This window comes from Pseudomonas sp. LB-090624 (assembly GCF_003205205.1).
In the GTDB taxonomy this organism is placed as follows: domain Bacteria; phylum Pseudomonadota; class Gammaproteobacteria; order Pseudomonadales; family Pseudomonadaceae; genus Aquipseudomonas.
This window is the reverse complement of the sequence record NZ_QJRL01000028.1, coordinates 13,054-33,016: the sequence shown is the minus strand read 5'-3', so window position 1 is coordinate 33,016 and position 19,963 is coordinate 13,054. Positions and strand designations below refer to the sequence as shown.

Annotated in this window: 18 protein-coding genes; 13 read left to right on the top strand and 5 right to left on the bottom strand. The window is 61.8% G+C overall.

Annotated elements, in window-relative coordinates:
* Positions 1-201: 201 nt before the first annotated feature.
* From xdhA to guaD, 4 genes are read left to right on the top strand one after another with little or no spacing between them, the layout of a single operon-like run.
* Positions 202-1,656, top strand: coding sequence for a xanthine dehydrogenase small subunit (gene xdhA, locus DMX11_RS21095; protein ID WP_003254319.1), 1,455 nt, complete (start codon positions 202-204; stop codon positions 1,654-1,656).
* Entirely contained in the window at positions 1,649-4,048 is a 2,400-nt protein-coding gene (gene xdhB, locus DMX11_RS21090) for a xanthine dehydrogenase molybdopterin binding subunit (protein WP_110746441.1), read from the top strand. Before xdhA ends, xdhB begins: the two co-directional genes overlap by 8 nt.
* A 59-nt stretch (positions 4,049-4,107) precedes the next feature.
* Positions 4,108-4,953: a xanthine dehydrogenase accessory protein XdhC gene (gene xdhC / locus DMX11_RS21085; RefSeq protein WP_110746439.1), complete on the top strand. Its 846-nt coding sequence runs from the start codon at positions 4,108-4,110 to the stop codon at positions 4,951-4,953.
* 10 nt (positions 4,954-4,963) lie between these two features.
* Complete coding sequence (gene guaD / locus DMX11_RS21080; RefSeq protein WP_110746436.1) at positions 4,964-6,268, top strand: guanine deaminase; 1,305 nt, start codon at positions 4,964-4,966, stop codon at positions 6,266-6,268.
* On the opposite strand, the gene aqpZ is transcribed toward guaD, so the two are convergent.
* Positions 6,265-6,963: an aquaporin Z gene (gene aqpZ / locus DMX11_RS21075; RefSeq protein WP_056801451.1), complete on the bottom strand. Its 699-nt coding sequence runs from the start codon at positions 6,961-6,963 to the stop codon at positions 6,265-6,267. The two genes, guaD and aqpZ, sit on opposite strands and share 4 nt — an antisense overlap.
* A gap of 152 nt (positions 6,964-7,115) precedes the next feature.
* The gene (locus DMX11_RS21070; RefSeq protein ID WP_110746434.1) at positions 7,116-7,871 is read right to left on the bottom strand and encodes a GntR family transcriptional regulator; all 756 of its coding nucleotides are present in this window, start codon (positions 7,869-7,871) and stop codon (positions 7,116-7,118) included.
* A gap of 283 nt (positions 7,872-8,154) precedes the next feature.
* On the opposite strand from DMX11_RS21070, the gene DMX11_RS21065 reads away from it, so the two are divergent.
* Positions 8,155-9,504 carry an NCS2 family permease gene (locus tag DMX11_RS21065; protein WP_110746432.1) on the top strand — a complete coding sequence of 450 codons (1,350 nt, stop codon included), beginning with the start codon at positions 8,155-8,157 and terminating at the stop codon, positions 9,502-9,504.
* Between the two features lie 380 nt (positions 9,505-9,884).
* Here the strand turns inward: DMX11_RS21065 and uraH are convergent, their stop codons facing one another.
* Positions 9,885-10,238, bottom strand: coding sequence for a hydroxyisourate hydrolase (gene uraH / locus DMX11_RS21060; RefSeq protein WP_003259496.1), 354 nt, complete (start codon positions 10,236-10,238; stop codon positions 9,885-9,887).
* A 397-nt stretch (positions 10,239-10,635) separates the two neighbouring features.
* Here uraH and puuE point away from each other — a divergent pair, with 397 nt between their 5' ends.
* The 7 genes from puuE to DMX11_RS21025 all read left to right on the top strand — a co-directional run bounded on the left by puuE (position 10,636) and on the right by DMX11_RS21025 (position 17,602).
* Positions 10,636-11,562, top strand: a complete 927-nt coding sequence (gene puuE / locus DMX11_RS21055) for an allantoinase PuuE (RefSeq protein WP_021783015.1) — start codon at positions 10,636-10,638, stop codon at positions 11,560-11,562.
* Positions 11,562-12,077, top strand: a complete 516-nt coding sequence (gene uraD, locus DMX11_RS21050; RefSeq protein WP_110746430.1) for a 2-oxo-4-hydroxy-4-carboxy-5-ureidoimidazoline decarboxylase — start codon at positions 11,562-11,564, stop codon at positions 12,075-12,077. The genes puuE and uraD overlap by 1 nt, the downstream gene beginning before the upstream one ends.
* Positions 12,078-12,126: 49 nt before the next feature.
* Positions 12,127-12,630 (top strand): ureidoglycolate lyase, encoded by a 504-nt coding sequence (locus DMX11_RS21045; protein ID WP_110746428.1) that lies wholly within the window; start codon positions 12,127-12,129, stop codon positions 12,628-12,630.
* 45 nt (positions 12,631-12,675) lie between these two features.
* A complete protein-coding gene (locus DMX11_RS21040) occupies positions 12,676-14,004 on the top strand; it encodes a urate hydroxylase PuuD (RefSeq protein ID WP_110746426.1) in 1,329 nt (442 codons plus the stop codon).
* A gap of 183 nt (positions 14,005-14,187) precedes the next feature.
* The gene (locus DMX11_RS21035; RefSeq protein ID WP_110746424.1) at positions 14,188-15,543 is read left to right on the top strand and encodes a nucleobase:cation symporter-2 family protein; all 1,356 of its coding nucleotides are present in this window, start codon (positions 14,188-14,190) and stop codon (positions 15,541-15,543) included.
* A 138-nt stretch (positions 15,544-15,681) separates the two neighbouring features.
* Complete coding sequence (locus tag DMX11_RS21030) at positions 15,682-16,467, top strand: outer membrane protein OmpK (RefSeq protein ID WP_110746421.1); 786 nt, start codon at positions 15,682-15,684, stop codon at positions 16,465-16,467.
* Between the two features lie 352 nt (positions 16,468-16,819).
* The gene (locus DMX11_RS21025; protein WP_110746418.1) at positions 16,820-17,602 is read left to right on the top strand and encodes an outer membrane protein OmpK; all 783 of its coding nucleotides are present in this window, start codon (positions 16,820-16,822) and stop codon (positions 17,600-17,602) included.
* A 139-nt stretch (positions 17,603-17,741) separates the two neighbouring features.
* Here the strand turns inward: DMX11_RS21025 and DMX11_RS21020 are convergent, their stop codons facing one another.
* Positions 17,742-18,656, bottom strand: coding sequence for a DUF808 domain-containing protein (locus DMX11_RS21020; protein ID WP_110746415.1), 915 nt, complete (start codon positions 18,654-18,656; stop codon positions 17,742-17,744).
* A gap of 132 nt (positions 18,657-18,788) precedes the next feature.
* Between DMX11_RS21020 and DMX11_RS21015 the strand changes: the two genes are divergently transcribed.
* On the top strand, positions 18,789-19,400 hold the full coding sequence (locus tag DMX11_RS21015) for a TetR/AcrR family transcriptional regulator (RefSeq protein WP_003254343.1): 612 nt from the start codon (positions 18,789-18,791) through the stop codon (positions 19,398-19,400).
* Between the two features lie 100 nt (positions 19,401-19,500).
* On the opposite strand, the gene DMX11_RS21010 is transcribed toward DMX11_RS21015, so the two are convergent.
* Complete coding sequence (locus tag DMX11_RS21010; protein ID WP_043197231.1) at positions 19,501-19,941, bottom strand: heme-binding protein; 441 nt, start codon at positions 19,939-19,941, stop codon at positions 19,501-19,503.
* Between the last annotated feature and the right edge of the window lie 22 nt (positions 19,942-19,963).

The following is a 19,963-nucleotide window of genomic DNA, read 5'->3' as shown; positions in this document are numbered from 1 at the left end:
GCAGAGGGGCCAGGCGCTTTATTTGACCACTATGGCCAGCCCTCACGCGGCGCGATCTATGCTTGTAATATGGGCGATATGACAAGCCGGGCATGGATATGAGCATTTTCTTGACCTTTGAGTCAGAAAAATATTGACCTGCTGGACAGCTGTTGCTTAGAGTCCGCCCAACAACAATAAAACCATTGCGAGGCCATCCCCGTGATCCAGTTTCTCGTCAACCAGGAGCTGCGTAGTGAGCACGCCCTGGACCCTAACATGACAGTGCTGCAGTACCTGCGCGAGCACCTGGGCAAACCCGGCACGAAGGAGGGTTGCGCCAGTGGTGACTGCGGTGCGTGCACCGTGGTGGTCGGCGAACTGAGCCAGGACGACCAAGGCAACGACAGCCTGCGCTACCGCAGCCTCAACTCGTGCCTCACCTTTGTCTCGTCGCTGCACGGCAAGCAACTGATCAGCGTCGAAGGGCTCAAGCATCAAGGCCAACTGCACAGCGTGCAACAAGCCATGGCCGATTGCCATGGCTCGCAGTGCGGCTTCTGCACCCCAGGCTTTGTCATGTCGCTGTTCGCCCTGCAAAAGAACAGCAGTGGCCCCGACCTGCACCAGGCTCAGGAAGCCCTGGCCGGCAACCTGTGCCGCTGCACTGGCTACCGGCCGATCCTCGACGCCGCCGAGCAAAGCTGCCGCCAGCCCTGCCGTGACCAGTTCGATGCCCAGCAGGCGCAGACCATCAGCCGCCTCAAGGCCATTGCCCCGACGCAGACCGGCGAGCTGAACAGCGGCGACAAGCGCTGCTTGGTGCCGCTGACCGTGGCGGATCTGGCCGACCTGTACAGCTCGCACCCTGAAGCGCGACTGCTGGCCGGTGGTACCGACCTGGCGCTGGAAGTCACCCAGTTCCACAAGACCTTGCCCGTGATGATCTACGTCGGCCACGTGGCTGAGCTCAAGCGCATCGAGAAAACCGCCAGCCACCTGGAAATCGGCGCCGCCACCCCGCTCACCGACTGCTATGGCGCGCTTAACGAGGAATATCCCGACTTCGGCGCCCTGCTGCACCGTTTTGCCTCGCTGCAAATCCGCAACCAGGGCACCCTCGGCGGCAACATCGGCAACGCCTCGCCAATCGGCGACTCGCCCCCCCTGCTGATCGCCCTGGACGCGCAGGTGGTGCTGCGCCAGGGTGAACGCCAACGGGTGATGCCGCTGGAAGACTACTTCATCGACTACCGCATCACGGCTCGCCAGGACAGCGAGTTCATCGAGAAGATCATCGTGCCGCGCGCCTCCAGTGACTGGGCGTTCCGCGCCTATAAAGTGTCCAAGCGCCTGGACGACGACATCTCCGCCGTGTGTGCAGCCTTCAACCTGAGCATCGAAGACGGTGTGGTCAGCGGTGTGCGGATCGCCTTCGGCGGCATGGCGGCAATACCCAAGCGCGCCCGTGCCTGCGAGGCCGCGCTGCGCGGCAAGCCGTGGAACCAGGCCGCCATCGAGCGCGCCTGCCAGGCCCTGGCCGAGGACTTCACCCCGCTCAGCGACTTCCGCGCCAGCAAGGAATACCGCCTGCTGACCGCGCAGAACCTGCTGCGCAAGTACTTCATCGAACAGCAAACGCCGCATATCGAAACCCGGGTGACCGCTTATGTCTAACCATCACGTAGCCAAGAGCCAGGCCGAGATGGCCGAACTGTTCAGCCAGGACCTGACCACCGGGGTCGGCCGCAGCGTCAAGCACGACAGCGCCGACAAGCATGTATCCGGCGAGGCTGTGTACATCGACGACCGCCTGGAATTCCCTAACCAGTTGCACGTCTATGCCCGCACCGCCGACCGCGCCCATGCGCGTATCCTGCGCATCGATACCACACCGTGCTACGCCTTCGAGGGCGTGCGCATTGCCATCACCCATGAGGACATCCCCGGCCTGAAAGACATCGGCCCGGTGGCGGCCGGCGACCCGCTGCTGGCCATCGACAAGGTCGAGTTCTTCGGTCAGCCGGTGCTCGCTGTCGCTGCCCGCGATCTTGAAACCGCACGCAAAGCGGCCATGGCCGCCATCGTCGAGTACGAAGACCTGGAGCCGGTGCTGGATGTGGTCGATGCGCTACGCAAAAAGCACTTCGTGCTCGACAGCCACACCCACCAGCGTGGCGATTCCGCTGCCGCCCTGGCCAGTGCCCCGCACCGCATTCAGGGCACCCTGCACATCGGCGGCCAGGAGCACTTCTACCTGGAAACGCAGATTTCCTCGGTGATGCCCACCGAAGACGGCGGCATGATCGTCTACTGCTCCACGCAGAACCCCACCGAAGTGCAGAAGCTGGTTGCCGAAGTACTCGATGTGCCGATGAACAAGGTGGTGCTGGACATGCGCCGCATGGGTGGCGGCTTTGGCGGCAAGGAAACCCAAGCCGCCAGCCCGGCATGCCTGTGCGCGGTGGTGGCGCGCCTGACCGGCCAGCCAACCAAGATGCGCCTGCCCCGGGTCGAGGACATGACCATGACCGGCAAGCGCCACCCGTTCTACGTCGAGTACGACGTAGGCTTCGACGACAACGGTCGCCTGCATGGCATCAATTTCGACCTGGCCGGCAACTGCGGCTACTCGCCTGACCTTTCCGGCTCGATCGTCGACCGCGCCATGTTCCACTCTGACAATGCCTACTACCTGGGCGATGCCACTGTGCATGGCCACCGCTGCAAGACCAACACCGCCTCCAACACCGCCTACCGCGGCTTTGGCGGCCCGCAGGGCATGGTCGCCATCGAACAGGTGATGGACCATATCGCCCGCCACCTGGGCCGCGACCCGCTGGCGGTGCGCAAAGCCAACTACTACGGCAAGACCGAACGCAACATCACTCACTACTACCAGACCGTCGAGCACAACATGCTCGAGGAGATGACTGCCGAACTTGAAGCCAGCAGCGACTACGCCGAGCGACGCGAGTCGATCCGCCGCTTCAACGCCAACAGCCCGGTGCTGAAGAAGGGCCTGGCGCTGACGCCGGTCAAGTTCGGTATCTCGTTCACCGCCACCTTCCTCAACCAGGCCGGTGCGCTGATCCACATCTATACAGATGGCAGCATCCACCTGAACCACGGCGGCACCGAGATGGGCCAGGGCCTTAACACCAAGGTGGCCCAGGTGGTGGCGCAGATCTTCCAGGTTGATTTCAGCCGCATCCAGATCACCGCCACCAACACCGACAAGGTACCCAACACCTCGCCAACCGCAGCGTCGAGTGGTGCCGACCTGAACGGCAAGGCGGCGCAGAACGCGGCCGAAATCCTCAAGCGGCGCCTGACCGAGTTTGCTGCACGGCACTATCAGGTGACCGAGGAAGATGTCGAATTCCGCAACGGCCATGTACGCGTGCGCGACCAGATCGTCAGCTTTGAGCAACTGGTGCAGCAGGCCTACTTCGCCCAGGTGTCGCTGTCCAGCACGGGGTTCTACCGCACGCCGAAAATCTTCTACGACCGCAGCCAGGCACGCGGCCGGCCGTTCTACTACTTCGCCTTTGGCGCCGCCTGCGTGGAAGTGATCGTCGACACCCTGACCGGCGAATACAAGATGCTGCGCGCCGACATCCTGCACGACGTGGGCGATTCGCTTAACCCGGCCATCGACATCGGCCAGGTGGAAGGCGGTTTCATCCAGGGCATGGGCTGGCTGACCACCGAAGAACTGGTGTGGAACGCCAAGGGCAAGCTGATGACCAACGGCCCGGCCAGCTACAAGATCCCGGCAGTGGCCGACATGCCGCTGGACCTGCGCGTAAAGCTGGTGGAAAACCGCAAGAACCCGGAAGACACCGTGTTCCACTCCAAGGCCGTGGGCGAGCCGCCGTTCATGCTGGGCATTGCCGCCTGGTGCGCGATCAAGGATGCCGTGGCCAGCCTGGCCGACTACCGTGTGCAGCCACAGGTGGACGCGCCAGCAACGCCGGAGAGGGTGCTGTGGGGGTGTGAGCAGATGCGCAAGGCGGTGGCTGCCACTCAGTCCGCAGAACCGGAGCTGGAAACCGTCACCCAGTAACGCCGCGCTCCGCTTTTTCTGTGGGAGCGGACCGCGTTGCACTGAAGAGGATCTGCATCATGCACCAATGGATCAACGCCCTCGCCGACCACCAGTCCCGTGGCGAAGCGTGCGTGCTGGTGACCATCATCGAGGAGCGCGGCTCGACCCCGCGTAACGCAGGCTCGAAGATGGTGGTCAGCGCCAGCGGTCTGTTCGACACTATCGGCGGCGGCCACCTGGAATACAAGGCGCTGCACATCGCCCGGCAAATGCTCGAAGAGCAGCGCACCACGCCGCACCTTGAGCGCTTCAGCCTCGGCGCCAGCCTGGGCCAGTGCTGCGGCGGTGTGACCGTGCTGCTGTTCGAACCCATGGCCGCCGTGCAGGCCCAGATCGCCGTGTTCGGCGCGGGCCATGTCGGCCGGGCTCTGGTACCCTTGCTCGCCGCGCTGCCATGCCGCGTACGCTGGATCGACTCGCGTGAACAGGAATTCCCCGAACTCATCCCCAACGGGGTGACCAAGGTGGTCAGTGAGGAGCCGGTCGACGAAGTCGCAGCCCTGCCACCCGGCAGCTACTGCATCGTCATGACCCACAACCACCAGCTCGACCTGGAACTGACTGCTGCCATTCTCAAACGCAACGACTTCACCTGGTTCGGCCTGATCGGCTCGAAGACCAAACGGGTCAAGTTCGAGCACCGCCTGCGCGAGCGCGGCTACGACGAGGCCGTCATGGCCCGCATGCGCTGCCCGATGGGCCTGGCCGAGGTCAAGGGCAAGCTGCCCATCGAGATTGCCGTGTCCATCGCCGGTGAAATCATCGCCACCTACAACGCCTGCTTCGGCCAGCACGACGCTGCCGCCAATGCCGGCCCCATTGCCCAGTTGCTGCCGCCCTCACGCCGCAGCCAAGCCATATGACGAGTGTGTTATGACCGTTACCCGCAAAGCCTACCGTGCCGCCATCCTGCACAGCATCGCCGACCCGGCCGAGGTGGGCCTGGAGGCTTCCCATGAATACTTCGAGGACGGCCTGCTGGTGGTCGACGATGGTCGTATCAGTGCCATTGGCCATGCCAGCGAACTGTTGCCGACCCTGGATGCCGATATCCCGGTCGAGCACTATCAGGATGCGCTGATTACCCCAGGTTTCATCGACACCCATATCCACTTCCCGCAGACCGGCATGATCGGGTCGTACGGCGAGCAGTTGCTGGACTGGCTGAACACCTACACCTTCCCTTGCGAAAAGCAGTTCGCCGATAAAAGCCACGCCGACCAGGTGGCGAAGATCTTCCTCAAGGAGCTGCTGCGCAACGGCACCACCACTGCGCTGGTGTTCGGCAGCGTGCACCCGGAGTCGGTGAATGCCCTGTTCGAAGAGGCTGAACGCTTGGACCTGCGCCTGATCGCCGGCAAGGTGATGATGGACCGCAACGCGCCGGACTACCTGACCGACACCGCCGAATCGGGCTACGCCGAAAGCAAGGCACTGATCGAGCGCTGGCATGGCAAGGGCCGCCTGCATTATGCCGTTACCCCGCGGTTCGCCCCGACCAGCACGCCGGAACAATTGACCCTGGCCGGCCAATTGCTCAAGGAGCACCCGGGCGTGTACATGCACACGCATCTGTCGGAAAACCTCAAGGAAATCGACTGGGTAAAGTCACTGTTCCCCGAGCAGAAGGGCTACCTGGACGTCTACGACCACTTCGAGCTGCTCGGCGAGCGCTCGGTGTTCGCCCACGGCGTACACCTGTGCGACGAGGAATGCCAGCGCCTGGCCGAAACCGGCTCGGCCGTGGCCTTCTGCCCCACCTCCAACCTGTTCCTCGGCAGCGGGCTGTTCAACCTGCCGCAGGCCGAGCGCTTCAAGGTCAATGTGGGCCTGGGCACCGACGTTGGCGCTGGTACCAGTTTCTCGCTGCTCAACACCCTGAACGAGGCCTACAAGGTCATGCAGCTGCAAGGCGCGCGCCTGCACCCGTACAAATCGCTGTACCTGGCGACCCTCGGCGGCGCTCGCGCCCTGCGCCTGGACGACCGCATCGGCAGCCTGCGCCCGGGCAACGACGCCGACTTCGTGGTACTGGACTACAAGGCCACGCCACTGCTGGACTACCGCATTCAGCAGTCCAACAGCATTGAAGAAACCTTGTTCGTGCTCACCACCCTGGGTGACGACCGCACTGTGCGGGAAACCTATGCTGCAGGGCGTTGCGTGCACCAGCGCTAAGGTTCTTTGGCAAGCCCCCGGTACAGCGCGCCGCCGATTGCAGCACCTATCAGCGGCGCCACCCAGAACAGCCACAGCTGTTGCAGGGCCCAGCCGCCGACGAACAAGGCCGGCCCCGTGCTACGCGCGGGGTTGACCGAAGTATTCGTCACCGGGATAGAGATCAGGTGGATCAAGGTCAGGGCCAAGCCGATCGCGATTGGCGCGAAGCCTGCCGGTGCGCGGGCGTCGGTCGCGCCCATGATCACCACCAGGAACATCGCCGTCATCACCACCTCACTGACGAAACCCGCACCCAGCGTATAACCACCGGGCGAGTGGTCGGCGTAGCCATTCGAAGCCAATCCCGAAGACAGCTCGAAACCCGCCTTGCCGCTGGCAATCAGGTAGATGACCCCCGCTGCCAGGATGGCGCCGATCACCTGGGCGATCACGTAGGGCAGTAGCTCTTTGGCCGGGAAACGGCCGCCCACCACTAACCCGAAGGACACGGCGGGGTTGAGATGGCAACCGGAGATATGCCCGATGGCGAAAGCCATGGTCAGTACGGTGAGGCCGAAGGCGAAAGCGACACCAAGAACACCGATGCCGACCGGGGAACTGGCTGCGAGTACCGCACTGCCACAGCCGCCAAGCACTAACCAAAAGGTGCCGATCAGCTCGGCACCCATTCGTTTACCCAGAGACATGGTCATGGACCTTTCCTCAAGTAGTGGAACGCAATGGATGCGCAAGCCCAACTGCTTGATGAAGGTTTGCCCACAAGAATTTAGCAGACGCTTGGTTAATGGCCAGAAATGTGTGGGGGAACCGCTGTGCAGTCCCCTTCAATCACTCAGGCAAACGATCAACCCTTGGCTGAAACCTTGGGCTTTTTCAGCAAATGCGAGAACACCGCATGCAGGTCGTCCGAGGCGCTTTCCTCGTCCAGGTTCAGCTTGCTGTCGATGTGGTCCATGTGGTGCATCATCAGGCTCACAGCCTGCTCGGCATCACGCGCTTCGATGGCATCGATCAGCTGCATGTGTTCGTCATATGAGCAGTGCGAACGGGTGCCGCTTTCGTACTGGGCAATGATTAGCGAGGTCTGCGACACAAGGCTGCGCTGGAAGCTCACCAGCGGCGCATTGCCCGCGGCTTCGGCCAGTTTGAGATGGAACTCGCCGGAAAGGCGAATGCCGGCACCGCGGTCACCGCGCGAGAAGCTGTCCCGCTCTTCACGCACCATCTGCCGCAGCTCGTTCAGCTGGTCCAGGGTGGCGTGCTGCACGGCCAGTTCGGTGATGGCACGTTCGACCATGCGCCGCGAGAAGAACACCTGGCGCGCTTCTTCAACCGTCGGGCTGGCCACCACCGCGCCGCGGTTTGGCCGCAGCAGCACCACACTCTCGTGGGCCAGGCGCGACAGCGCGCGACGAATGATGGTGCGGCTGACGCCGAAGATCTCGCCCAGCGCTTCCTCGCTCAACTTGGTGCCCGGAGCCAGACGCTGCTCGAGGATCGCCTCGAAAATATGCGCGTAGACGATGTCGTCCTGGGTACCGCTGCGGCCGGCCTTGCCGACACGTGCAGGTTTCTTCAGAGGTTGCAGCTGTTCGTTCATGGGCTCTCGAGGCACGAAGAGAAAGTATGGCGCCATTGTACACAGGCTGAGGCGATTCCGCAGGGGGCGTTTTACCTATATAGCCTTTGTACGGCACATTGCGCACACAAAACATAAAACATTATTTGCATTCTTTGTACACAAAAGCATAATCCACCGAGCAACTTCCTGACCCATGGGTCAACAAACCGGTCAGACGTCTGCCTTCCCTCGTGGGGCCTCCAAGTGCATTGCTCAGGAAAAGGTCCCTACAACAACAAGAAAGACTTGAGGAGTACTCGCTGTGGAAAGCCGCAAATCCGAAGCCCCTACGCTGGATCTTGCCCCACCGCTCGAAACGAGCTGGCTGGAGCGGATTTTCAAACTCAAGCAACACGGCAGTACTGTCAGGACCGAGCTGATCGCCGGGGTGACGACCTTCATCACCATGGCCTACATCATCTTCGTCAACCCCAACATCATGGCCGATGCTGGCATCGACCATGGTGCCGCTTTCGTCGCCACTTGCATCGCCGCTGCGCTGGGCTGCCTGCTGATGGGCCTTTACGCCAACTGGCCGGTCGGCCTGGCACCGGGCATGGGCCTCAACGCCTTCTTCACCTACACCGTGGTCGGCACCATGGGCTACAACTGGGAAACAGCGCTGGGGGCGGTATTCGTCTCGGGCGTGCTGTTCATGTTCCTGACCTTGTCGAAAGTGCGCGAATGGTTGCTGAACAGCATTCCGGTCAGCCTGCGCCATGCCATGGGGGCTGGCGTCGGATTGTTTCTCGGGCTGATCGGCCTGAAGACGGCTGGCATCATCGTCGACAGCCCCGCCACCCTGATCAAGCTGGGTTCGCTGCACGAGCCGGGGCCACTGCTGGCGGCCGTGTGCTTCCTGCTGATTGCCATCCTCAGCTACAAGCGGGTGTTCGGCGCGATCCTGATCAGCATCATTGGTGTCACCCTGGCGGGCTGGGGCCTGGGCCTGGTCAAGTTTGGCGGGGTGATGTCGATGCCCCCAAGCCTGGCACCGACCTGGATGGCCATGGACGTGGCTGGCGTCTTCAATGTCAGCATGATCAGCGTGGTGCTGGCATTCCTGTTCGTGCACATGTTCGACACCGCCGGCACGCTGATGGGGGTCGCCCAGCGAGCGAACCTGGTAGCGCCAGACGGGCGTATCGAAGGCCTGTCGCGCGCCTTGAAGGCCGACAGTGCATCAAGCGTATTCGGTGCTGTGGTCGGCGTGCCGCCAGTGACCAGTTATGTGGAGAGTGCCGCAGGTGTCGCCGCAGGTGGCCGTACCGGTCTCACGGCTGTGGTGGTCGGCTTACTGTTCGTCGCAGCGATGTTTTTCGCCCCGCTGGCGGGAATGATCCCGGCTTACGCGACAGCAGGCGCGCTGATCTACGTGGCGATGCTGATGATGGGCAGCATGGCGCACATTCATTGGGACGAAGCCACCGACAGCATTCCGGCGATTGTCACGGTCATCATGATGCCGCTGACCTTCTCCGTTGCCGATGGTATCGCGCTGGGTTTCATCACCTACGTCGCTTTGAAGGCAGGTACCGGCAAGTACAAGGAAATCTCGGCCAGCCTGTGGGTGCTGTGCGCCATCTTCATTGCCAAGTTCGTGTTCCTCTGAGCACCGGTCGTCTGGCTGTAGAGGTTTAGTGTTTTCACGATCGAGCGCCGCCCGCGCGGCGCATCGCGAGCTGCGCTCGCTCCTACGGTTGTTTCGGGCCAGTTATTTCTGAGGGATTTGCGCGCGTACGCCTTGGCGCATGACGCGATATCGCGACGTACGAACAAGGCGGTCGCGCGCGCCCGTCACAGGCGTTTCTGGCCAGAAAAAAACGTAGGAGCGAGCGCAGCTCGCGATGCGCCGCGCGGGCGGCGCTCGATTTCATGCCCGCTACAAAAATCACGCCGAACACCCCACATCCCCACTTTCCTGCAGACGAAAAAAAGCCCGCCAGTGTGAGAGCGGGCCAAAGGACCTACGAAGATTCTTCTAGCGACCAACTAGCTTCCACGATAGGTCGAATAGCTGTACGGCGAAATCAGCAGCGGCACGTGGTAGTGCTCCTGCTGCTCGTCGATGCCAAAGCGCAGCACGACAACATCCAGAAACGCCTGGGCCGGCAGCTGTACGCCACGGGCGCGGTAGTAGTCGCCAGCGCTGAACTGCAGTTGATAAACGCCGGTGCGGTAGTCGTCACCCTGCAGCAGCGGCGCATCGACGCGGCCATCGCTATTGGTCAGGGCGGTATTCACCAGCTCCAGCTGCTGGCCTTCGACGCGGTACAGCTCGACCTTGATCGAGCTACCCGGGCAGCCATGCGCGGCATCCAGTACGTGTGTGGTCAAACGTCCCATTGCGTGTCGCCTCTTGTTCAATCTGTGGGCAAAAAATACTCAGCCATCGCACCAGCTTAGCGCCTGCGGCAGGCGGGATGACGTTATTAAGACATTCCACCGAAGGATTGTACACAATTTTTTAACCCTCTCTGCCAGACCCTTCATTTGCTGCCCATTAACGACCCATCGGTCGCAAATACACGCACCATAACGATGCCAACCTCATTAGCTGACCAATCAGGCAGGTTTCTTGCACTGTATTTCCAGGTCGCTGTCAGGCGACAAAAGGGAAGAAATGCGGAAAAACAGGCTTACAAAAGATTTCAGAAGTTGTATACAATCAGCCCATCCGGTGGTGCGACATACCGACGCGGCCCGCCCACCCCCGCACTAACGCACAAGAAGGAAGACTGCAGTGAGCGCTGACTACCCTCGCGACCTGATCGGTTACGGCAATAACCCTCCTCACCCGCAATGGCCGGGCAACGCTCGCATCGCGCTGTCTTTCGTCCTCAACTACGAGGAAGGTGGCGAACGCAACATCCTTCATGGTGACAAGGAATCCGAAGCCTTCCTGTCCGAGATGGTCGCTGCCCAGCCACTGCAGGGCCAGCGCAACATGAGCATGGAATCGTTGTACGAATACGGCAGCCGTGCCGGCGTATGGCGCCTGCTGAAGCTGTTCAAGGACAGCGGCGTACCACTGACCATCTTCGCCGTGGCCATGGCCGCCCAGCGCCACCCGGACGTGATCCGCGCCATGGTCGAAGCCGGCCATGAAATCTGCAGCCACGGCTACCGCTGGATCGACTACCAGAACATGGACGAGGCCCAGGAGCGCGAGCACATGCTCGAAGCCATCCGCATCCTCACCGAACTCACCGGCGAGCGCCCGTTGGGCTGGTACACCGGGCGTACCGGCCCGAACACCCGTCGCCTGGTCATGGAAGAAGGCGGTTTTCTCTACGACAGCGACACCTATGACGACGACCTGCCCTACTGGGAGCCGAACAACCCTACCGGCAAGCCGCACCTGGTGATCCCGTACACCCTCGACACCAACGATATGCGCTTCACCCAGGTACAGGGCTTCAACTGCGGCGAGCAGTTCTTCCAGTACCTGAAGGACGCATTCGATGTGCTGTACGCCGAAGGCGCCGAAGCGCCGAAAATGCTTTCCATTGGCCTGCACTGCCGGCTGGTCGGCCGCCCGGCGCGGCTGGCCGCGCTGAAGCGCTTCGTCGATTACGCCAAGAGCCATGACCAGGTCTGGTTCGCCCGTCGCGTGGACATCGCCCGCCACTGGCACACCACCCACCCGTACAAGAAAGAGAACGCCTGATGACCGCCTTCAACACCCTCAAGCCATCCGCCCTGGGCCGTGACGCCTTCGTCAAGGCCTTCGCCGATATCTACGAGCACTCGCCGTGGGTTGCCGAAAAGGCCTACGACTTGGGCCAGTTGGACGAGCTGGACGAGATCGAGGCGCTGCACCAGCGCATGAGCGACATCCTGCTCAGTGCCAACCACGCTGACCAGCTCGCGCTGATCAATGCTCACCCGGACCTGGCAGGCAAGGCCGCCATCCAGGGCGAACTGACCGAATCGAGCACCAACGAACAGGCCGGTGCCGGTATCCACCAGTGCACCGCCGAAGAGTTCGCCCGGTTCACCGAGCTGAACGATGCCTACAAGGCCAAGTTCCAGTTCCCGTTCATCATGGCGGTAAAAGGCAGCAATCGGCACCAGATCCTCGCCGCCTTCGAAAAACGCATCCACAACGACAGCGATGCCGAATTCAAGGAAGCCCTGGCGCAGATCAACCTGATCGCCCTGTTCCGCCTGCTGCAGCTGTAAGCATCAGCCGAACCTTATTCAGAAAACGAACAATAGAAGAGATAACCGCATGCGCACCCTGATGATCGAGCCCCTGACCAAAGAAGCCTTCGCCCAGTTCGGAGACGTGATCGAAACCGACGGCAGCGACCACTTCATGATCAACAACGGCTCGACCATGCGCTTCCACAAGCTCGCCACGGTGGAAACCGCCGAGCCTGAAGACAAGGCGATCATCAGCATCTTCCGCGCCGACGCGCTGGACATGCCGCTGACCGTGCGCATGCTGGAACGCCATCCGCTGGGCAGCCAGGCTTTTATCCCGCTGCTCGGCAACCCCTTTCTGATCGTGGTCGCGCCCGTTGGCGATGCACCTGTATCAGGCTTGGTCCGCGCCTTCCGCAGTAACGGCAGGCAGGGCGTTAATTACCATCGCGGCGTCTGGCACCACCCGGTGCTGACGATCGAAAAGCGGGATGATTTCCTGGTGGTTGATCGCAGCGGTTCTGGCAACAACTGCGATGAGCATTACTTCACCGAGGAACAGATGCTGATCCTCAATCCCCACCAATAAGAAAAGGTCGATCATCGTTCACGGTGATTGGCAGAGGTACATACTGTGGAAGCACACCTTCACGAATGGCTGAACCTGAGCATTCGCTGGGTTCACATGATCACCGGTGTCGCCTGGATCGGTGCATCGTTCTACTTCGTCTGGCTGGAGAACCACCTGAACCGAAGCAACCCGCGCGATGGGTTGTCGGGTGATCTCTGGGCGATTCACGGCGGTGGTATCTACCACCTGGAGAAATACAAGCTCGCACCCCCGAAAATGCCCGAGAACCTGCACTGGTTCAAATGGGAAGCCTACTTCACCTGGATGTCCGGTATCGCCCTGCTGTGCGTGGTGTTCTACTGGAACCCGGCGCTGTACCTGCTGGCCCCTGGCAGCACCCTTAGCGGTGCCGAAGGCGTGGCCATCGGTATCGGCTCGCTGATCGCTGGCTGGTTCGTCTACGACTTCCTGTGCGACTCGCCCCTGGGCAAGAAGCCAGCGCTGCTCGGTGGTGTACTGTTCGTGCTGATCATTGCCGCCTGCTGGGGCTTCAGCCTGGTGTTCAGCGGCCGTGGTGCCTACCTGCACACCGGCGCGATCATCGGCACCATCATGGTCGGTAACGTGTTCCGTATCATCATGCCGGCACAGCGCCAGCTGGTGGCGGCGATCGAGAACAACCAGACGCCCGACCCAGTGCTGCCGGCCAAAGGCCTGCTGCGCTCGCGTCACAACAACTACTTCACCCTGCCGGTGCTGTTCATCATGATCAGCAACCATTTCCCGAGCACCTACGGTAGCCAGTACAACTGGCTGATCCTGGCCGGTATCGCTGTAGCTGCGGTGCTGATCCGCCACTACTTCAACACCCGCCACGACAGCAACAAGTACGCCTGGACCTTGCCTGTCGGCGCTCTGGCAATGATCTGCCTGGCCTACGTCACCGGCCCGAAACCGATGGCAGTCAGCCCTGAGCAGGCCGCAGCGAAGATCGAGTACCAGCCGCTGCCAGCGACCGCTGTGGGGGGCAAGACCGCCGCCGAGCAGCGCGCCGAGGACGCCGCCAAGGCTGCCGAAGCACCCGCAGCTGCCGCTGAAGCACCGGCTCAGGCCGTTGCCCAGGCCGCCGGTGGCGACTTCGACAAGATCCACAATGTCATCCAGGAACGCTGCACCGTGTGCCACTCGTCCAAGCCGACCAGCCCACTGTTCAGCGCCGCCCCTGCCGGCGTGATGTTCGACACCCCGCAGCAGATCCAGGCCCAGGCCGCGCGCATCCAGGCGCAAGCGGTCGCCAGCCAGATCATGCCGCTGGGCAACATCACCCAGATGACCACCGAAGAGCGCAAGCTGGTCGGCGACTGGATCGCCAAAGGCGCCCAGGTCAACTGACAGCACCTCGCCAGGCAACCCGCCCTCAGGGAATCACCATTCCCTGTAGGAGCGGGCTTGCCCGCGAAGAGGCCGGTAACCCAGCCTCAGGCTTCATGTGTAACGCAACAAGCAAGCATCGAGCGCGCAGGCATGAGGCCTGCCGCTTGGATCCGAGAATAAAAACAAAACTCGAGGTGCTGCATGTCCGAGTCACGCAAGGCGTACATCCCCATTGCGCCGCCGCGCGAACCCTTGCCCCTGTTCCAACTGATCCTGGTTGGCCTGCAACACGTTCTGCTGATGTACGGTGGCGCCATCGCCGTGCCGCTCATCATCGGCCAGGCTGCCGGGTTGTCCCGTGAAGAAGTCGCTTTCCTGATCAACGCCGACCTGCTGGTCGCAGGCGTCGCCACCATCATCCAATCGTTCGGTATCGGCCCCGTGGGCATCCGCATGCCCGTGATGATGGGTGCCAGTTTCGCTGCCGTCGGCAGCATGGTGGCCATGGCCGGCATGCCCGGCGTAGGCCTGCAGGGGATCTTCGGCGCCACGATCGCTGCCGGGTTCTTCGGCATGCTGATTGCCCCGTTCATGTCCAAGGTGGTGCGTTTCTTCCCGCCGTTGGTCACCGGCACGGTGATCACCTCGATTGGCCTGTCGCTGTTCCCGGTGGCGGTCAACTGGGCCGGCGGCGGCCAGGATGCCAGCACGTTCGGCTCGCCGATCTACCTGCTGGTGGCCGGCCTGGTGCTGGCCGTGATCCTGTTGATCAACCGCTTCATGCGCGGCTTCTGGGTCAACGTGTCGGTGCTGGTGGGCATGGGCCTTGGCTACATCCTGGCCGGCTCCATCGGCATGGTCGACCTGTCGGGCCTGAACGAAGCACCGTGGTTGCAGGTGGTCACCCCCCTGCACTTCGGCATGCCAACCTTCAGCCTGGCGCCGATCCTGTCCATGTGCCTGGTCGTGGTGATCATCTTCGTCGAGTCCACCGGCATGTTCCTGGCCCTGGGCAAGGTGACCGATCGCGAAGTCACCCCAGGGATGCTGCGTCGCGGGCTGCTGTGCGATGCCGGTGCATCGTTCGTCGCCGGCTTCTTCAACACCTTCACCCACTCCTCGTTCGCCCAGAACATCGGCCTGGTGCAGATGACCGGGGTGCGCTGCCGCTATGTCACCATCGTCGCCGGTGCACTGTTGATTCTGCTCAGCCTGTTGCCCAAGGCGGCCTTCCTTATTGCCTCGATCCCGCCTGCGGTACTGGGGGGCGCGTCCATTGCCATGTTCGGCATGGTCACCGCTACCGGGATCAAGATTCTGCAGGAAGCGGACATCGGCGACCGCCGCAACCAGTTGCTGGTTGCCGTGAGCGTCGGCTTCGGGTTGATCCCCGTGGTGCGTCCGGAGTTCTTCGCGCAGATGCCACAGTGGATGGAACCCATCACCCACAGCGGTATCGCCATGGCCACGGTCTGTGCCCTGGTGTTGAACGTGCTGTTCAACATCCTTGGCGGTGCCGACCGCGCGGTGCACAACGACGCTTGTCACCAGCATTGAGCAAGAGGGGGCGGCGCACTGCCGCCCCTGCCTCGACCTCGCCGTAAACGCTATACCGTCGGCCCGCCGGAATGGGCCGCCCGGGGCGCCTGCGCGCCGAAAAAACCCAAAAAAAACAATAAGTCCGGGAACCACAACATGAAACGCATCACCACGTCCCTCTTGCTGGGCAGCAGCCTGCTGGCTACCGTCCCCGCCCACGCTGGCGAATGGCTGCAGTGGCACGGCGAAAGCCTGACCTACCTGTACGGCAAGGACTTCAAGGTCAACCCCAGCATCCAGCAGACGGTGACCTTCGAACACGCCAACAAATGGAAGTACGGCGACACCTTCATGTTCGTCGACAAGATCTTCTACAACGGCAAACCCGACGCCAGCAAAGGCGGGACCACCTACTACGGTGAGTTCAGCCCGCGGCTGTCGTTCGGCAAGATCTTCGACAAGAAGCTGGCCTTCGGCCCGATCAAGGACGTGTTGCTGGCCATGACCTACGAGCGTGGCGAAGGCGACAACGAGGCCTACCTGATCGGCCCCGGCTTCGACCTGGATATCCCTGGCTTCAACTACTTCACCCTCAACTTCTACGTGCGCAACACCGAGGGCAGCCGCCCCGGCGACAATGTCTGGCAGATCACCCCAGGCTGGTCGTACACCATTCCCGTAGGCCGCTCCGACATTCTGATCGACGGTTACATGGACTGGGTCACCGACAACGACCAGACCCGACGTGGCACCTATCACGCCAACCTGCACTTCAACCCGCAGGTCAAATACGACCTGGGCAAGGCACTGAACCTGGGTGCCAAGCAGCTCTATGTCGGCTTCGAGTACAGCTACTGGAAAGACAAGTACGGCATCGATAGCCGCGGCAACCTGGACAGCAACCAGAGCGTGGCCAGTGCGCTGATCAAGGTACACTTCTAGGAAGTTGACCAAACGCACAAGATTGAATCACCCCGCTCCAGGACGGAGCACTTGAGGCGCGGCGCGCAAGCCAGTAATCTGCGCGCCCCCTCGATCAGGGCAGAACGGATTCTGCCTGCGTTTACTGACCGCTCAGTCAATGAATACGGGCGGTTGGCCAACGTGTTGCCAGCCTGAAAGACCCTTTTCATCCGTTCAGAACGAAGTCGAGCAGGAAGGTTTTGCCAACCCGGAAAAGTTGGCTCGACCCTTGCCAAACAGCTGTGGCCTATCGAAAAAAGCTGACTTAAAAGACAAAAAAGCGCCGATAACGAGCGCTGACAACAGATCAATCAAGGGAGCGACACTCGCAATGCGTACCATCAACAGCCTGATCCTCGCCGGCGGCCTGCTGGCCTGCGGCACCACCTTCGGCGGCGACCTGCTGCAATGGCAGAACAACAGCCTGACCTACCTGTGGGGCAAGAACTTCAAGGTCAACCCGGCGATTCAGCAAACCGTCACCTTCGAGCACGCCGATGGCTGGAAGTACGGCGACAACTTCATTTTCGTCGACAAGATCTTCTACCAGGGCCAGGAAGACGCCGGCAACGGCCCGAACACCTACTACGGTGAGATCAGCCCACGCCTGTCGTTCGGCAAGATTTTCGACCAGAAGATCGAGTTTGGCCCGGTCAAGGACGTGCTGCTGGCGATGACCTACGAGTTTGGCGAGGGTGACACCGAGTCTTACCTGATCGGCCCGGGCTTCGACCTGGCCATCCCGGGCTTCGACTACTTCCAGCTGAACTTCTACAACCGCACCACCGACGGCAGCCGCGCTGGCGACAACGTGTGGCAGATCACCCCGGTGTGGTCGTACACCATTCCGGTCGGTGATTCCGATGTGCTGATCGATGGCTTCATGGACTGGGTGGTGGACAACGACGAGAACCGCCGTGGCACCTACCAGGCCAACCTGCACTTCAACCCGCAGATCAAGTATGACCTGGGCAAGGCACTGCACCTGGGTGAAAAACAGCTGTACGTGGGTGTGGAGTATGACTACTGGAAGAACAAGTACGGCATCAAGGACAGCGATGCCTTCACTACCGACCAGAACACCATGAGCTTCTTGGTCAAGGTTCACTTCTGAACGGATCGCTCGGGGCCGCGCTGCGGCCCATTCGCGGGTAAACCCGCTCCTACAGGGACCGCGCCGGGTTCAAGGCAAACGCGGTACCTGGTAGGAGCGGGTTCACCCGCGAACCGGGGCAAAGCCCCGGCCACACGCCTCAATTGGCTGGCCGAACTGCCCGCCACAATTTCCCCGCAACGCTTACCACCGCCAGCACCACAGCACCTGCGATGACTCCGACCCCGCCGTTGAGCAACGCCCCGGTCAGCGCCCCACCACGCCCTTCGCTGAACGCCTCGATGGCATGATGCAGCGGCTCGATGCCATGCACCAGGATCCCACCCCCTACCAGGAACATCGCCGCAGTACCGATCACCGACAGGCTTTTCATCATGTACGGTGCCGCCCGCAGGATGCCGTTACCCACTGCCTGACTCAGCCTGGAGGTTTTGCGGGCCATCCACAGCCCAAGGTCGTCAAGCTTTACGATCCCGCCCACCAACCCATACACACCAATGGTCATCACCACCGCAATGCCCGACAGCACGATGATCTGCTGCGTCAGCGGCGAGTCAGCCACGATGCCCAAGGTAATGGCGATGATTTCCGCCGACAGGATGAAGTCGGTACGCACCGCTCCCTTGATCTTGGCTTTTTCAAAAGCCACCAGGTCCACACTGGCATCGGCAACGGCCTCCTTGCGCGCCGCGTGCTGCGCCTCATCCTCTTCCTTGCTGTGCAAGAACTTGTGCGCCAGCTTCTCGAAACCCTCGAAGCACAGGTACGCACCGCCCAGCATCAGCAGGGGCGTCACTGCCCAGGGGATGAAGGCGCTGATCAGCAAGGCCGCCGGCACCAGAATGGCCTTGTTCAGCAACGACCCTTTGGCCACCGCCCACACCACCGGCAACTCACGATCGGCACGCACGCCAGTGACCTGCTGGGCATTCAGCGCCAGGTCATCACCCAGCACGCCTGCGGTTTTTTTTGCCGCTACCTTGGTCATCAGAGAGACGTCGTCCAGCAGCGTGGCGATATCGTCGATCAGTACCAGTAGACTGCTTCCTGCCATGTTTGCTTGTATCCAAATAAGTCAATGTGCCGGATTCTAGCCCAAAGCCGCTGCCTTGAGCGCCCGTCGAGGCCGGTGCTACCATGCCCGATCCCTCTTAGAGGTGGCCAGACACGAGGAAGATCCCTGACCATGAGCACCATTCGCGAGCGCAACAAGGAATTGATCCTGCGCGCGGCAAGCGAGGAATTCGCCGACAAGGGCTTCGCTGCCACCAAGACCAGCGATATCGCGGCCAAGGCCGGCCTGCCCAAGCCGAACGTGTATTACTACTTCAAGTCCAAGGACAATCTCTACCGCGAGGTCCTGGAAAGCATCATTGCGCCGATCATGCAGGCATCTACGCCGTTCAATGCCGACGGCGACCCGAAAGAAGTGCTGAGCGCCTACATTCGTTCGAAGATCCGCATTTCGCGCGACCTGCCGCATGCCTCCAAGGTGTTCGCCAGCGAAATCATGCATGGCGCCCCGCACCTGTCGGCAAACCAGGTAGAGCAACTGAACGAACAGGCCCGCCACAACATCGAGTGCATCCAGCGCTGGATCGACAGAGGGCAGATCGCCCATGTGGACGCGCATCACCTGATGTTCAGCATCTGGGCAGCGACCCAGACCTATGCCGACTTCGACTGGCAGATTTCTGCGGTGACCGGCAAGGCCAAGCTGGCCGACAGTGATTATGACGCGGCGGCCGAAACCATTATCCGCATGGTGCTCAAGGGTTGTGAGCCAGAGGTGGCCTGACATGGCCAATGGGGACCGCATTCCACTGGGGTCGCACGCCCCTGTGGGAGCGGCCTTGTGTCGCGAATGGGCCGCAAAGCGGCCCCAGCTGACTTGAGCCTTACGCCGCTACCCCGGCATCTGCCCGCAACCCCACCTCCTCGATCGCACTGATCGCACACTGCTCGTCGATATCCGACGTATCGCCGCTGATCCCCACGGCACCCAGCACCTTGCCGTCCTGATCACGAATCAGCACCCCACCCGGCGCCGGCACCACCGGCCGCTCACCCATCCCGTTCAACGCGGCAAAAAAAGCCGGCCGCTGCTGCGCATCCAGCGCCAGCAAGCGCGACCCCTTGCCCAGGGCAATCGCACCCCAGGCTTTGCCAGTGGCCACTTCAGGACGAATCAAGCTCGCGCCATCCTCGCGCTGCAGCGCCAGCAGGTGCCCACCGGCATCCAGCACCGCCACGGTCAGTGGCGCGGCGTTGATCTTGCGGCCCGCCGCCAGTGCGGCATTCACCAGGCTGACAGCGACTTTCAGGTTCAAGACGTTCATGAAAAGGTCCTCTTCTTGTTGT

Bases quoted from the DNA above. Each gene is read 5' to 3' on its own strand.
- xdhB (WP_110746441.1), top strand. From the start codon at position 1,649: ATGTCTAACCATCACGTAGCCAAGAGCCAGGCCGAGATGGCCGAACTG.
- xdhC (WP_110746439.1), top strand. From the start codon at position 4,108: ATGCACCAATGGATCAACGCCCTCGCCGACCACCAGTCCCGTGGCGAA.
- guaD (WP_110746436.1), top strand. From the start codon at position 4,964: ATGACCGTTACCCGCAAAGCCTACCGTGCCGCCATCCTGCACAGCATC.
- aqpZ (WP_056801451.1), bottom strand. From the start codon at position 6,963: ATGACCATGTCTCTGGGTAAACGAATGGGTGCCGAGCTGATCGGCACC.
- DMX11_RS21070 (WP_110746434.1), bottom strand. From the start codon at position 7,871: ATGAACGAACAGCTGCAACCTCTGAAGAAACCTGCACGTGTCGGCAAG.
- uraH (WP_003259496.1), bottom strand. From the start codon at position 10,238: ATGGGACGTTTGACCACACACGTACTGGATGCCGCGCATGGCTGCCCG.
- uraD (WP_110746430.1), top strand. From the start codon at position 11,562: ATGACCGCCTTCAACACCCTCAAGCCATCCGCCCTGGGCCGTGACGCC.
- DMX11_RS21045 (WP_110746428.1), top strand. From the start codon at position 12,127: ATGCGCACCCTGATGATCGAGCCCCTGACCAAAGAAGCCTTCGCCCAG.
- DMX11_RS21035 (WP_110746424.1), top strand. From the start codon at position 14,188: ATGTCCGAGTCACGCAAGGCGTACATCCCCATTGCGCCGCCGCGCGAA.
- DMX11_RS21030 (WP_110746421.1), top strand. From the start codon at position 15,682: ATGAAACGCATCACCACGTCCCTCTTGCTGGGCAGCAGCCTGCTGGCT.
- DMX11_RS21025 (WP_110746418.1), top strand. From the start codon at position 16,820: ATGCGTACCATCAACAGCCTGATCCTCGCCGGCGGCCTGCTGGCCTGC.
- DMX11_RS21020 (WP_110746415.1), bottom strand. From the start codon at position 18,656: ATGGCAGGAAGCAGTCTACTGGTACTGATCGACGATATCGCCACGCTG.
- DMX11_RS21015 (WP_003254343.1), top strand. From the start codon at position 18,789: ATGAGCACCATTCGCGAGCGCAACAAGGAATTGATCCTGCGCGCGGCA.
- DMX11_RS21010 (WP_043197231.1), bottom strand. From the start codon at position 19,941: ATGAACGTCTTGAACCTGAAAGTCGCTGTCAGCCTGGTGAATGCCGCA.